The following is a 14,064-nucleotide window of genomic DNA, read 5'->3' on the forward strand; positions in this document are numbered from 1 at the left end:
TCATCATAAATCAGGTTTGTAGTGAGGACTTTAGTCCTTCTTGAGCTAAATTCTCCACAGATGCAGAGGACTGAAGTCCAGGTTTGTAGTGAGGACTTTAGTCCTTCTTGACTTAAATTCTCCACAGATGAAGAGGACTGAAGTCCAGGTTTGTAGTGAGGACTTTAGTCCTTCTTGACTTAAATTCTCCACAGATGGAGAGGACTGAAGTCCAGGTTTGTAGTGAGGACTTTAGTCCTTCTTGACTTAAATTCTCCACAGATGGAGAGGACTGAAGTCCTTACTACGAACCACAGATGGAGAGGACTGAAGTCCTCACTACGAACCTGATTTTAAGTCTTGATTATCGCAATTGTCGATCGACCTACAGCCCACTGGATAAGCCGATTTGTAAGTTGTCGATCGCTTGCCAAACAAAGTATAGCGGTTATCGCGCACTTGTTCGTACACGCGATCGCCCATCCACTTCATCCCCGGCATTGCCCGGTAAGCTGCCACAAACACCTCGCCAGCAGGCAATATCCGCCCGATTTCCTCGGCTGCATCGCTACCTTGCCAGCGTTTTTCGGGATTATTCTTATCTATCAAAATCATCCCCATTTCGCAATCCTCAGCAGTTATATCAAACCGCTTTAATCCCTCTAAATCTTGCATGGAAATATACTCAAAGTTCTCGCCTCGATCTAGATTTTCTAGTAACTGCACCAATGTGACGCAGAGATTGCAATTGCCGTCGTAAATTACGTTGTAATTCATAAGTCAATAACCTAGAAAACTGGGCGGTTGAAACCGCTTCTATACAAGCAAAACCCGCCTCCGCGGGTTGAAGGCAATGCGGTTAAAATACATTATCTTCTTCAGTCCGCGGAGGCGGACATTGTTTGTATAGACGCGGTTTCAACCGCCGTCTGCATCTATGGAATTATAACTCATAATTTCCAATTTTACCGCTAACTTCTAGCGACAGGAATCTCGATCGCAAATTCCGTACCTTGACCCGGTGCAGAATTGCACTTCAGCCGCCCGCCGTGCTTTTCCACCACAATTTGATAACTGATAGACAGCCCCAAGCCAGTACCTTTCCCCGGTTCTTTCGTAGTAAAAAACGGATCGAACAGCCTTTCATGAACATCTATCGGAATCCCCGGCCCGTTGTCAGCAATCCGAATCACAATATGAGAAGGACGGCGAATAGAATCAGCACAAACAGCAGCCTGTTCATATTTTACCTCAGTACAAATCCGCAGCGTCGGCGAAGGACAAGAAGGAATAGGCGCCTGTTCCCCGTCGCCCCACTGTCCGGTTTCCATTGCCTCTTCCAAAGCATCAATTGCATTGCCAATAATATTCATAAATACCTGATTCAACTGTCCTGCATAACACTGTAAGCGGGGCAAATTGCCGAACTCTTTAACCAGCGTAATTTTCGGATGTCCTGCTGTTTCTTTCAACCTGTGCTGCAAAATCAACAAAGTGCTGTCAATCCCTTCGTGAATGTCCACCTGTTTTTGTTCTGCTTCATCCAATCGCGAGAAATTCTTCAGTGACAGCACAATCTGGCGAATTCGCTCGGCTCCCATTTTCATTGAAGTTAATAGCTTTGGCAAATCTTTGAGCAGAAATTTCAAATCTATATCATCTATTTCTTCTCGAATTGCCTCTGTTGGTTCCGGGTATTCGCGCTGGTAAAGTTGCAGCATTTTTAGCAAGTCTTGAAAGTAATCGTCAGCGTGCATGACGTTGCCGTAAATGAAGCTAACTGGATTGTTTATTTCGTGAGCGACGCCAGCTACTAATTGCCCCAAACTTACCATTTTTTCATTTTGAACCATCATGCTTTGAGTTTTATGCACGTCCCGCAGGGCTTTCGCTAATTCTTCATTTTTAGTCCTCAATTGACTTTCGGAAAGCCGCACAGCTTCTTCTGCTTGTTTGCGATCGGTAATATCTTTGCGAATTGCTACATATTGATGGGGTTCTCCCCGAGAATTTAAGAAAGGTACAATCGTAGTATCCAACCAGAATAATCTGCCGTCTTTAGCTTGATTTTTCATTTCTCCCCGCCAAACATTTCCCTGGCGGATTGTTGACCAAAGCTGCTTGAAAAAATCAGTTGGGTGATAGCCGGAATTTACAAGTTTGTGGGTTTTGCCGTTCAATTCTTCCCGAGAATATTTAAACAGTTCGCAGAATTGCTCGTTGACGTAGGTAATAACGCCGAATTCGTTGGTATTTGAGACAATTGCCGATTGATCTAAGGCAAATTTTTCAAATTCTAATTCTTGGAGAGTTTGGCGCAATTCTGCTTCGGCTTGTTTGCGATCGCTAATATCGGTAATCATCCGCAAAACCCCCGCAAATTCGCCGTCAGCGTCGAACATTGGTGTCGCTGAGACGATCGCCCACAAGTGAGAGCCATCTTTGCGGGTAAACTGAAAATCGTGGCGTTCGCGAATGCCTTGCCGCCTGCGCTGCACATAACTTTCGGCTATTTCCCGAGCCTCGTCATCGATAAACTCAAATAGCGATCGCCCCAGCATTTCCTCCACAGTATACCCCAGCATTTCGGCCATCCGACAGTTCGCAAAAGTCGTGCTGCTGTCGGCGTCAAACATCCAAACGCCCTCCGAAGCAGTTTCGACGATGCAGCGGTAATAACTCTCGCTTTCCCTGACAGATTCAGTAGCTTGTTTGCGATCGGTAATATCAGTTTCCACCGCAATAAAACCTTCAAGTTCCCCGGTTTCTCGATAAATCGGGGCGATCGAAAGCGCCACCCAATAACCCTTTCCATCCTTCCTGTAATTGTAAATTTCCTGATTAAACGGCTCGCCTTTATCCAAAGCCGATCGCAATTGGGCAATAGTTAATGGATCTGTTTGAGGGCCTTGCAGCACATCACCCGGTTTTTTTCCCAGCATTTCTTCTAACACGTAACCGCTAATCCGAGTAAATGCTTCATTCACCCATTCAATGCAGCCTTGAGCATCAGTAATAATCACACCATTTTGCGTTTTTTGAGCCACGATGGCCAAGCGCGACAATTCTGTTTCAGTTTTTTTGCTTTCGGTAATATCTTGAGAAATACCCAGAATGTACTTAGGCGCGCCATCAGCGTCAAACAAAGGAACTTTTTTTGTGTGCAAAATCCGTTTTCCCCGGTGCGGAAGTTGGATAATTTCTTCTGGTATATCAACCTCTTTTCCCGTGGCAAATACTTCTAAATCTTGTGCTTGCAAGTAATTTGCCTGATCTGCTTCCAACAAGTCAGCAGCATTATTTCCCAGCACTTCGTCCCTCGAATAGCCAAACAATTCTTCGCTAGCAGCATTCCAATAAATAAATCTTTGTTCCACGGCATCTTTAATAAAGACGCTAACCGGCAGATTTTGCAGTACCGCATTCAGAAAATCTTGAGTCTTTCGCAGCTTTTCCTCAGCGCGCTTGCGCTCAGTAATATCCAAAATCACTCCGTCGAGATAGACAACCTGACACAGAGAATTTGCGATCGGCGAAACCGACGAAACTACACCCGACAAAAATTCCTCTATTTCCCCTTGTCCCTCTTTTCTTTCTCTAGCCTCATCCCCCTCGCAGCAGACAGCTTGACCTTTTTCGTAAACCCAGCTAATTTCGCCGTCAGCCCGGAGAATGCGGTATTCCAGGATATACGGAGTTCTAGTTGCTACACTTTTTATGAGAGCCTCCTCCATATTTTTGCGGTCTTGAGGATGGATGATGCTCGCAAAAGAACGGACGCGATCGTTGATAAAATCAGATGATGGATAGCCAGATATTTCTTGAACAGCCTCGCTCAAAAACGCCATTGTCCGTATTAATTCGCCATCGGATCCCGTCCATTCGCAGTTGCAGCGGTATACAGCACCGGGAATATTAGCTACTAAATTTTTATATCGTTCTTCGCTGCTTAACAAAGATGAGCTGTCTTCGTTATGGCGATCGCCATTCTTAACTTTAGAAGAATTCGAGGAAATTTGCATGATTTTTTCACTTGTGACTGCGGGGGCAAGTGTTAGAGTAGATGGCTGTATAAAAAGTGAATTTAATTGGCGAAATAATACGCTATCAACTAATATAGTACAAAATTACTTGTCCGAACATTCAAAAAATTTGAGGGTGGATAATAGGCAAAGCTAATCAAGGATATTATGTAGAAGGCAGAAGGCTGTTCGGCAAGGGATTGTATAACCGATGTAACGGATGTAACGGATGGAGCATCTCATTTTTGTAAAAATCATTTCTTTTTACAGTGCGAGCGTCCCCGCTCGCTTGCTTATAGAACCAAGCGAGCGGGGACGCTCGCACTATTAAAAGCAAAACAGAGATGCACCCGTAACGGATGGATGTTCAGGGAAAATTTTTCCAATTCTCCAACTCCCCCAATCCCGCAATCCCCGACTCTCCCGCTCCCCCAATCCTCCACTCTCGTTACAATAAGATAAGTTGCCTTGCTACCGATCGCCCTCAAACAAAAACCATGACTCAACAACAACCCCGGATTTGCATTCTCGGCGGAGGCTTCGGCGGACTCCACACAGCCCTCCGCTTGAGTCAGTTACCCTTCTCCAAAACCGAAAAACCCGAAATAGTCCTAGTTGACCGTCGCGATCGCTTCCTGTTCGTTCCCCTACTGTACGAGCTCCTCACCGGCGAACTCCAAACCTGGGAAATCGCGCCGCCCTTTGCGGAACTCTTGCAAAACACAGGCGTGCGCTTTTGTCAAGGCACTGTCTCCGGCATCGACGTGGAGTCCAAGCAAGTGCAGTTGCACGACGGGCCAGAAATTCCGTGCGATCGCCTCGTTTTAGCTTTAGGTGGCGAAACACCCCTAGATATGGTCAAAGGAGCCGTTGAATACGCTTATTCCTTCCGCAGCCTCGACGACGCCTACCGCTTGGAAGAAAGACTGCGGTTTCTCGAAGCTAGCAACCCCGACAAAATTCGGATTGCGATCGTCGGCGCCGGTTATTCGGGAGTAGAATTAGCTTGTAAATTAGCCGATCGACTCGGAGACAAAGGTCGCGTCCGATTAATCGAGCAAGGCGACACGATTTTGCGGACATCACCCGAGTTCAACCGCGAAGCCGCCAACAAAGCATTAGAAAAACGCAAAGTCTGGATCGACTTAGAAACAGCAGTAGAGGCGATCGAATCCGACACCATATCCTTACTCTACAAAGGACAATTAGATGTTCTTCCCGTAGACATAGTATTGTGGACAGTAGGAACCCAAGTTAGTCAAGCAGTGCGATCGCTCCCCCTGAAACAAAACCACCGCGGTCAATTAATAGTTAACTCCCAGATGCAAATCATCGACCATCCAGACATATTTGCCTTGGGAGACTTAGCCGAATGTCACGACGCAACAGGTCAAAAAGTCCCCGGAACAGCCCAAACAGCATTCCAGCAAGCTGACTACACGGCATGGAACATATGGGCATCCCTGAGCGATCGACCATTACTACCTTTCCGGTACCAGCCGCTAGGAGAAATGATGACATTAGGAATAGACGAAGCCACCCTGACAGGTTTAGGAATCAAACTCGACGGACAACTAGCACACATTGCACGCCGCCTAGCCTATCTCTATCGAATGCCAACATTTGACCACCAACTAAAAGTTGGTTTCAACTGGATTAGCAAGCCGATTCAGGAGTTGCTGAAAAAGTAATATAGCGGTTATCAGAAAGATGAGGTACGTTGTTGGGCTTCAGCCCTCTTGGTTTAAACGGTTATGTAAGCTGTCAGTTATACCTCATCTTTTTGAGATAAGACGTACGAATAGAATTCGCGTCTACACAAACGATGTCCGCCTCCGCGGACTGAAAAAAATAACTTAATGACCTTCGCCCGGTATTATTCTGATTCTTGAACCTGCGGAGGCACGTGAGTGTTTGTGTAGACGCGAATGACCTTCGCCCGGTATTATTCTGATTCTTCAACCTGCGGAGGCAGGTGAGTGTTTGTGTAGACGCGAATGACCTTCGCACGGTATTATTCTGATTCTGGTTCTTCAACCTGCGGAGGCACGTGAGTGTTTGTGTAGACGCGAATGACCTTCGCCCGGTATTATATTACTCGTTTTCAAATTCATTCTAACCAATGACAAAAACTATCTTTTTAGATGCAGCAGGCACACTATTTTACGTTCGCGGTAGCGTCGGCGAAGTCTACGCAAAACTAGCCAAAAACTTCGGAGTAACAGTTAATAGTAAAGACTTAAATACAGCATTTTACCAAAGCTTCGCCTCAGCAAATCCGATGACATTTCCAGGAATCGAAGCAGCAAAAATTCCCCAACTAGAATTTGAGTGGTGGCTAGCAGTTTCGGCAAAAGCTTTTCAAATAGCAGGCGTTTTCAATCAATTTTCAGACTTTCCCAAATTTTTTGCCGAACTCTACGCTCATTTTGCCACCCCCGAACCTTGGTTCGTCTATCCCGACGTATTCCCAGCCTTAAATAAATGGCAGCAACAAGGAATCGAATTAGCAGTAGTCTCGAATTTCGACTCGCGACTTTATCCAGTATTAAAAGCACTCAATTTAGCAGAATATTTCACATCAGTGACAATTTCCACCGAAGTAGGTGCAGCAAAACCCCAGCCGGAAATTTTCACCGCAGCTTTGCAAAAGCACAACTGCACAGCCGAGAATGTCTGGCATATCGGCGACAGCTTCAAAGCCGATTATTGCGGCGCCAAATCCGCAGGCTTAAAAGCAATTTGGTTGAACCGAGAACAGGAAAAAGTAGAATCCGGCACATTGCCTTTAACTGAAACTAAATTAGAACAGTGCAGCAGCCTTGATTATTTAACCTTTTAACCGGATAATGAGCAAGATGTAAAATCATGTCCGGTCAATTACCCGCCATCCAAAAGGTTTGTAGTGAGGACTTTAGTCCTTTTTGATGCGGACTAAAGTCCTCACTACAAACCAATTTTACTACGGTCATTAGTCCCGTTAATTAACAGAACTTGATATCTATTATGCAAATCACCTCGCCATGAAACAAAACTCAATTCAAACTATACTAACAGACACAATGACCGTGTTTTGGGGAGAATGGCTAGATTTGCGAGTCCGAATCCTGCCAATTGCCGCCGCTGGTTTAACATCCCCATTAATTTACATTCTAGCTTTTGGTTTCGGGTTGGGCAGTTCCATGCCTAAACCGGCAATTGGTGGCAATTATCTAGAATTCATGCTGCCGGGAATGGTTGCACTTTCATCGATGACAGTAAGTTTTACAGGCGCAGTATTTTCTATTTGTGGCGAACGCCTTTTTAGTAAAACATTTGAGGAATTGCTACTGCTGCCGGTACACCCCCTAGCTTTGCACGCAGGCAAAATGCTAGCCGGAATACTGCGGGGACTGCTAACTTCGGTTTCCGTGATTTTAGTAGCAGTTGTGTTTACTCAAAAGCTAGTATTTTTGCATCCGCTATTTTTGTTAGTGATAATTCTCAACTCCGCTGTATTTGCGGGCCTGGGAGTGATAGTGGGTTTAAACGTAAAATCTCTCGAATCAGTCGGATTGTACAACAATTTTCTGATAACTCCGATGTCATTTTTGGGCGCGACATTTTTCGACCCCGCGTCGCTACCAGTAGCCCTGAAAGGGATAGTTTATCTGTTACCGCTGACTTATGCCAGTATTGGATTGAGGGCTGCTGCTTACGATATCGCCAAGTTTCCTTGGTACAGCATACCTGTTTTGTTGGTGGCTGCGATCGCCTTTTCTGCGATCGGCGCCCGCCAGTTTTCTACCCAACAAGACTGAAGGAAGTCCGCACTCATTAGTCCGCGTCGGCTGACTTCGCTGAGAGTATCTCAGTTTTGCTTTGTACAAAGTGAGATGCACCCATTTCATTTGTCCACAAGCGGTCTCAACCGCCCAATCATAAAAGGAGTGGCTAACTAGGATTGGTTATTACCGCCTCGATCGCACTTGCAGGCCCTTTTGTGGCGATCGTATCAGTCACTTTAAAGCCAGCAGAGGAAAGCAAATGATAAAATTCATCTTCCCTCCGCATAAAAGTACCGCCTATCACAAACAAAGTTAGGCTACCCATACCAATAAAAGGCGACATTTTGCCTGAAGGCAACATAAAATCAACAATCAGCAGGCGATCGTTAGCTGTCATAGCTTGATAGCAATTTTTAAGAATTGTAATAGCACGCTCATCATCCCAATTGAGGAGGACACGAGAGAGCAAGTAAAGATCCCCACCACGCGGAACCGCTTCAAAAAAGCTGCCTCCAACTACTTCACACCTATCTGCAACTCCAGCCGCGTGCAAAACCTGAGGTGCATCCACAATAACATCTTCGCGATCGAACAAAATAGCTTGCATTTGGGGATTTGCATTCAGAATAACAGCCGTTAGAGTTCCAATGCCCCCTCCAACATCCACAAGCGTCTTAAATCCTGAAAAATCATAAGCTTCAAGCACCGGAAGCAGCCACTCCCTTGTTGTCTCCTTCATCCACTCATTGAAATTTATAGCCGCCTCAGAATTCTGCGTCAAATAGCTATAAAAACTCATCTTAAAAGTATGTTCAAAAGCCGTTTCTCCCGTCTTTATACTGTACAATAAATTCCCCCATCCCTGATATAGTTCATCACCCATTGCCAGAACCGTACCTCGCAAAGAATCAGAAGTACCAGTCAAGAGATGCTTGCCCAGAGCATTCAAGCAAAACTTATCATTATCTTCCATAGAAAACACACCAACACTTACTAGCATACGCATCAGGTGATAAATACCCTGAGAATTTACCCCAGCAGCTTCCGCAAGTTCATCAGCAGTCTTAGAACCATCACTCAGAATATCTGCAATTTCCAGTTTAGCCGCTACAAAAAGAGCCTGGGATATTTTAAATCCATACATCATTTCTAGTAGCACTGACGATGATTTTTCGCCTTCAGGTTGGGCATTTTCTGTATATAAAACCATGAGTTATCCTGTGAATTACAATCTTCAATTATAAGTTGTTGGTATGTTGTTGGGCTTCAGCCCCAAGAGCACTTTGGTATGTTGTTGGGATGCGAGCCCTAAGAGCGCTGAAGCGCAACTACGTACCTGGTTGGTATGTTGTTGGGATGCGAGCCCTAAGAGCGCTGAAGCGCAACTACGTACCTTTAACTACCTACCTTAATCATCCCATCCTTTTCCATAATCTCTTACCGGATATTCTGTCCATGCACTTCTTAGCCACTCTCTTCCTTGATACTCTAAATACCAATGTACGCTACTTGCTGACCAATCATAAGGAGATTTTGCCCAGCCATGTTTGACAGGATTGTAATTGATGTAATTAATAGTTGTATAATAATGCCTTTCGGAACGAATAGCGCGATCGCTAAATGAACACCACACTTTACCTGTAACACGATCCTCAAGATTCCATTGTCGAGCCAAGGGGCCGTGAATCGAACGAAATAGCACACTTAATTGTGGCATATTAACATGATGGACTAAGAGATGATAATGATTCGGTAAAACTACCCAAGCATTAATTTCGATACCATCGGAAATAAACTTCTCAAAAATTGAATCTAAAAGTTGGTGACGGCGTTCCTGAGTATTAATCCGAGATTTATGCTCAAAACAACTAACTGTAAGATGATAAAATTCAAAATCTCGCACTGGATGAGGTGGAGAATGAGCAGGATATCCCTTAGCCAACCTTTCATTAACAAGTTGCACCCGTTCTTCTAAAGTTAATTTCCGATATTCATACATAAAGGTAAGTAGTTGCGCTTCAGCGCTCTAAAAGGTACGTAGTTGCGCTTCAGCGCTCCGAAAGGTACGTAGTTGCGCTTCAGCGCTCCAAAAGGTACGTAGTTGCGCTTCAGCGCTCCGAAAGGTACGTAGTTGCGCTTCAGCGCTCCGAAAGGCTCGTAGTTGTGCTTCAGAGCTCTGAAAGAGGGCTAAAGCCCAACAACGTACCTAAAACGTACCTAATCAGTACCTAATCAATATATTCTCTAAGTTGTTGGGCCATAACCTGAACATGAGGAGGGTAATTCATAGTAATATGATTTCCCGGCACCTCTCGAACCTCTATCCCTCCCCCAGCCACCTCAATCCATGGCAATTCAGGATTTTTAGGATTAACTTCATTTTGTTCGCTAGCACGAAAAAAGATAATTCGACCCGGATAAGCTTGAGGGATGTAATTTCGCATAGCTTGACCGTGTACTTTAAACAGATGAAGAAAGTGACGAATCTCAGGCAATCCAAAATCGGGAGGAACTACCCTATTAGCAATCTTTACTTGCTCTAAAAAGTAGAGAAGTTGCTCATCTTGCTCAAGCTGTTGGAGGACATCCAAAGAAAGAGACAGATCGAAACCAACACCTAGTATATAAACCAGAATTGCTGTATCATCTTCTGTCTCTAAAACAGGCATTTGACCGGGGCCAGGAGTATCTATCAGAGTTAGCAATGCTACTTTTTGACCGATCGCATTCAGTTGTTGCGCCATCTCAAAAGCAACTGTGCCACCAAAGGAAGAACCTCCTAGGAAATAGGGCCCTTCAGGTTGGCGAATCTGCAAAGCTTCGATATAGCGAGTTCCCATTTCCTCAACTGTAGTACAGGCATCTGTTTCATCAACCGAAGCAGGTGCTTGTATTCCCACAATAGGCCGCTCTGAACCGAGATAACGTGCCAAATCCCGATAAATGTAAACGTGTCCGCCTACCGGATGCACTAAAAACAAAGGTTGTTTCAAACTCCCCCGCCGAATCTCCACTAATAAGGACTCAGAAGCTGACTGGGATTGCCGATTATCACTCGCAGACAACTCGGAATCATCTTTAATTAATTCAGCCAAAGCTGCAATAGTTGATGATTGTAACAGGCTGTGGGGAGACAAGTTTTTTTGCAGTTTTTCGTTTAACTTAGTTATTAGTTGAACTGCCAATAATGAATCCCCCCCTAACTCAAAAAAGTCATCATCAATTCCCACTTGCTCAATCCCCAGAAATTCTTGCCATATCGTAGCAATAGTTTGCTCCATTTCATCTCTAGGAACACTATAAGTATTTTGTAGATTCGGTCGAGAATGGAGTTGTGCTGAATCTACATTTGGGGAATTGTCATCGGGTAAAGATCCAATTTTAATCGGTTGCTCGATTCCTGGTGGTTCAATCCAGTAACGTTGGCGCTCAAACGGATAGGTTGGCAATGGGAGACGATAACGCTGCTCATCAGCATAAAATTGAGACCAATCTATTTGTACTCCTCCTAGCCAAAGCTGACCCAATGTAGTAAGTAAGAAAGCTACATCTGATTTTTGGTCTTGCGGATGGCGCAATGAAGAAAGTATAATCTGTTCAGAAGGCTTATTGTGATGTTGTTTTGCTAGCGTGTTCAATGTCCGTCCGGGACCCACTTCTAGCAATATTTGATTGGGCTGGTTTAATAGCTGTTGTAAACCCTCTGCAAACCTTACTGTTTGACGCAGATGTTGAGCATAATAACTGGGGCTTGTCGCCTCTTCCGCTGTAATCCAATTCCCAGTAACATTGGATATGTAGGGAATTTTTGGTGATTTGAGCTTGACTTTTTTCACCTGTTCGGTAAATGGCTCTAAAATTGGCTCCATCATTTGTGAATGAAAGGCATGGGATGTGTGCAACCTGCGACACTCTACACCTTTTTCTTTTAGTTTTTGTTCCAATTCATCTACGGCCTCGGTGGCACCTGAAACCACGCTTATAGATGCTCCATTGATCGCAGCTAGATCCAGCTTATTGCCGAGTAAGGGTTTGACTTGCTGTTCTGTCAGTGGCACTGCAAGCATGGAACCAGCAGGCAGTTGTTGCATCAATTTACCTCGTGCAGCTACCAAGGATAAGCCCTCTTCCAAGGAGAACACACCAGCCAAACAAGCTGCTACATATTCGCCAATGCTATGACCAATCATTGCTTGAGGATGCACTCCCCAAGACATCCACAATTTAGCTAAAGCATATTCGATCGCAAATAGTGCAGGTTGTGCGATCGCAGTCTGTGTTAGTTGGTTGGTAGCTGCTTCTGCTTCTGCTGCGCTTGGATAAAGTACGTGGCGCAAGTCAATGCCCAAGTAAGGTTTCAGAATTTCCGAACATAGATCGATCTGTTCGCGAAATGTTGGTTCAACTTGGTAAACCTCCAAGCTCATATTGATGTACTGCGAACCCTGTCCTGAAAACATAAATACGACAGGTGGATTTTTGGACTCTGGGAAGTTGGTAAAAACTCGTTTTGGATCGAGATTCTCAAGGGCTGTAAAACCATCTTGACTGTCATTGCAAACCACTATGCGTCGATGATTAAAAGCCTTTCGACCGACTTGCAGCGTGTAAGCCACATCAGCCAAATTTACCTCGGTATTTTGTTGCAAATACTTGCTTAAGTTGGCAGTAGCACTATTAAGTGCAGAGCTACTTTTTGCCGACAAAACTAATAGTTGCGATGGGCGAGATTCTCCTGATGCTTCTGCAATAGGCGCTTCTTCAAGAACTACATGAGCATTAGTTCCACCAATGCCAAAAGAACTAACTCCAGCACGACGGGGTGATTTACCTGCTTTCCATTCGGAAAGTTGGGTATTGACATAAAAAGGACTGTTGGCAAAATCAATCTTAGGATTTGGCTGTTCAAAATGCAAGCTAGGGGGTATTAGCTGGTGTTTGAGAGCCTGGACAGTTTTGATTAAGCCAGCAACACCAGCCGCAGTATCTAAATGTCCGATATTGGTTTTGGCCGAACCGATCGCACAAAAGCCTTTTTTCTTAGTATCGAGTGAGAAAGCTTGCGTCAGCGCAGCGATTTCGATCGGATCGCCGAGGGGTGTTCCAGTGCCGTGAGCCTCTATATAGCTGACGGTTTCAGGGGGAATCTCGGCTATTGCTAAGGCATCTGCGATCGCCTGCGCCTGACCGTCTATACTAGGAGCTGTGTAGCCAACTTTCAGAGCACCATCGTTATTAATAGCGCAACCTTTGATTACCGCATGAATATAATCTCCATCTGCGATCGCCTCCTCTAATCTTTTCAAAACCACAATTCCCACACCGCTACCGCTAACAGTTCCCTGTGCATTAGCATCAAAAGCCCTACAGTGCCCGTCTGGAGAAAGAATCATGCCCTCTTTATAAAAATAGCCTGTCTTTTGATTGACGCCTATAGAAACGCCACCAGCCAAAGCCATATCGCATTGGTAATTTAGCAAACTTTGGCAAGCCATGCCGATCGCAACTAATGAAGTTGAACAGGCTGTTTGGACAGTAACACTCGGCCCCTTCAAGTTTAATTTATAAGAAACGCGAGTTGACAGAAAATCTTTCTCATTGGCGATCGTAAGTTGGAAATCTCCCACAGATTCTCTAAGCTGACGATTCGGATAAAGGTTATTCAAAAAATAAGTATTGAAACTCCCTGCGCCTGCGTAAACCCCAATCGCACCTTCGTAAGTTTCCGAGTTGTAGCCCGCATTTTCTAGAGCCTGCCAAGCCGATTCCAAGAAAAAGCGGTGTTGTGGATCTGTGATTTCAGCTTCTCTAGGATTCAACCCAAAGAATGAAGCATCAAACAACTCAATATCTGCTAGTACCGCTCTGGCTTTTACATAGCGAGGATCGCGCACGACTGACTCGTCAATCCCGAAAGATTCTAGTTCTTGTTCGGAGAAGAAAGAAATAGATTCAACACCATCACGCAGGTTTTGCCAAAACTCATCAACATTTTTCGCGCCAGGAAAGCGACCCGCCATGCCGACGATCGCGATACCTTCTAGAGAAGATTGGGTGGTTTTTTCAGAGTTATCCATTTTGATTCTTTCCTGGTAACAATACTTTGGACAATTGATTAGGTACGTTGTTGGGCTTTAGCCCTCTTAGGTACGTTGTTGGGCTTTAGCCCTCTTAGGTATGTTGTTGGGCTTTAGCCCTCTTTGAGGATGGTATGTTGTTGGGCTTTAGCCCTCTTTCGGGATGGTATGTTGTTGGGCTTGAGCCTCCTTCCGGAGCGCTGAAGCGCAACAACGTAC

General features: G+C 44.9%; 8 protein-coding genes. 3 read left to right on the top strand and 5 right to left on the bottom strand.

All coding sequences use genetic code 11. The features are described 5' to 3' along the window. Positions 1-318 precede the first annotated feature (318 nt). Both JGK20_RS03885 and JGK20_RS03890 read right to left on the bottom strand, forming a co-directional pair. The gene (locus JGK20_RS03885; protein ID WP_293179931.1) at positions 319-756 is read right to left on the bottom strand and encodes a DCC1-like thiol-disulfide oxidoreductase family protein; all 438 of its coding nucleotides are present in this window, start codon (positions 754-756) and stop codon (positions 319-321) included. 194 nt (positions 757-950) lie between these two features. Beyond that, the gene (locus JGK20_RS03890) at positions 951-4,001 is read right to left on the bottom strand and encodes a PAS domain S-box protein (protein ID WP_293229403.1); all 3,051 of its coding nucleotides are present in this window, start codon (positions 3,999-4,001) and stop codon (positions 951-953) included. A gap of 497 nt (positions 4,002-4,498) precedes the next feature. Here JGK20_RS03890 and JGK20_RS03895 point away from each other — a divergent pair, with 497 nt between their 5' ends. The 3 genes from JGK20_RS03895 to JGK20_RS03905 all read left to right on the top strand — a co-directional run bounded on the left by JGK20_RS03895 (position 4,499) and on the right by JGK20_RS03905 (position 7,801). Further along, positions 4,499-5,692, top strand: coding sequence for an NAD(P)/FAD-dependent oxidoreductase (locus tag JGK20_RS03895; protein ID WP_293211832.1), 1,194 nt, complete (start codon positions 4,499-4,501; stop codon positions 5,690-5,692). A gap of 431 nt (positions 5,693-6,123) precedes the next feature. After that, complete coding sequence (locus JGK20_RS03900; protein WP_293179922.1) at positions 6,124-6,843, top strand: HAD-IA family hydrolase; 720 nt, start codon at positions 6,124-6,126, stop codon at positions 6,841-6,843. Positions 6,844-7,024: 181 nt separating this feature from the next. After that, entirely contained in the window at positions 7,025-7,801 is a 777-nt protein-coding gene (locus JGK20_RS03905; RefSeq protein WP_293190902.1) for an ABC transporter permease, read from the top strand. Between the two features lie 133 nt (positions 7,802-7,934). Here JGK20_RS03905 and JGK20_RS03910 read toward each other — a convergent pair whose 3' ends face one another. The 3 genes from JGK20_RS03910 to JGK20_RS03920 all read right to left on the bottom strand — a co-directional run bounded on the left by JGK20_RS03910 (position 7,935) and on the right by JGK20_RS03920 (position 13,845). After that, positions 7,935-8,978, bottom strand: coding sequence for a methyltransferase (locus JGK20_RS03910; protein ID WP_293229406.1), 1,044 nt, complete (start codon positions 8,976-8,978; stop codon positions 7,935-7,937). Between the two features lie 198 nt (positions 8,979-9,176). Continuing rightward, positions 9,177-9,767 (bottom strand): transposase, encoded by a 591-nt coding sequence (locus tag JGK20_RS03915; RefSeq protein ID WP_293179913.1) that lies wholly within the window; start codon positions 9,765-9,767, stop codon positions 9,177-9,179. A 229-nt stretch (positions 9,768-9,996) separates the two neighbouring features. Beyond that, positions 9,997-13,845, bottom strand: a complete 3,849-nt coding sequence (locus JGK20_RS03920; protein WP_293229409.1) for a type I polyketide synthase — start codon at positions 13,843-13,845, stop codon at positions 9,997-9,999. Positions 13,846-14,064 lie beyond the last annotated feature (219 nt).

Source organism: Microcoleus sp. PH2017_05_CCC_O_A (assembly GCF_020738785.1).
In the GTDB taxonomy this organism is placed as follows: domain Bacteria; phylum Cyanobacteriota; class Cyanobacteriia; order Cyanobacteriales; family Microcoleaceae; genus Microcoleus.

What these genes read in the sequence shown, in the direction of transcription:
- JGK20_RS03885 (WP_293179931.1), bottom strand. Translation starts at nt 756, where the DNA reads ATGAATTACAACGTAATTTACGACGGCAATTGCAATCTCTGCGTCACA.
- JGK20_RS03890 (WP_293229403.1), bottom strand. Translation starts at nt 4,001, where the DNA reads ATGCAAATTTCCTCGAATTCTTCTAAAGTTAAGAATGGCGATCGCCAT.
- JGK20_RS03895 (WP_293211832.1), top strand. Translation starts at nt 4,499, where the DNA reads ATGACTCAACAACAACCCCGGATTTGCATTCTCGGCGGAGGCTTCGGC.
- JGK20_RS03900 (WP_293179922.1), top strand. Translation starts at nt 6,124, where the DNA reads ATGACAAAAACTATCTTTTTAGATGCAGCAGGCACACTATTTTACGTT.
- JGK20_RS03905 (WP_293190902.1), top strand. Translation starts at nt 7,025, where the DNA reads ATGAAACAAAACTCAATTCAAACTATACTAACAGACACAATGACCGTG.
- JGK20_RS03910 (WP_293229406.1), bottom strand. Translation starts at nt 8,978, where the DNA reads ATGGTTTTATATACAGAAAATGCCCAACCTGAAGGCGAAAAATCATCG.
- JGK20_RS03915 (WP_293179913.1), bottom strand. Translation starts at nt 9,767, where the DNA reads ATGTATGAATATCGGAAATTAACTTTAGAAGAACGGGTGCAACTTGTT.
- JGK20_RS03920 (WP_293229409.1), bottom strand. Translation starts at nt 13,845, where the DNA reads ATGGATAACTCTGAAAAAACCACCCAATCTTCTCTAGAAGGTATCGCG.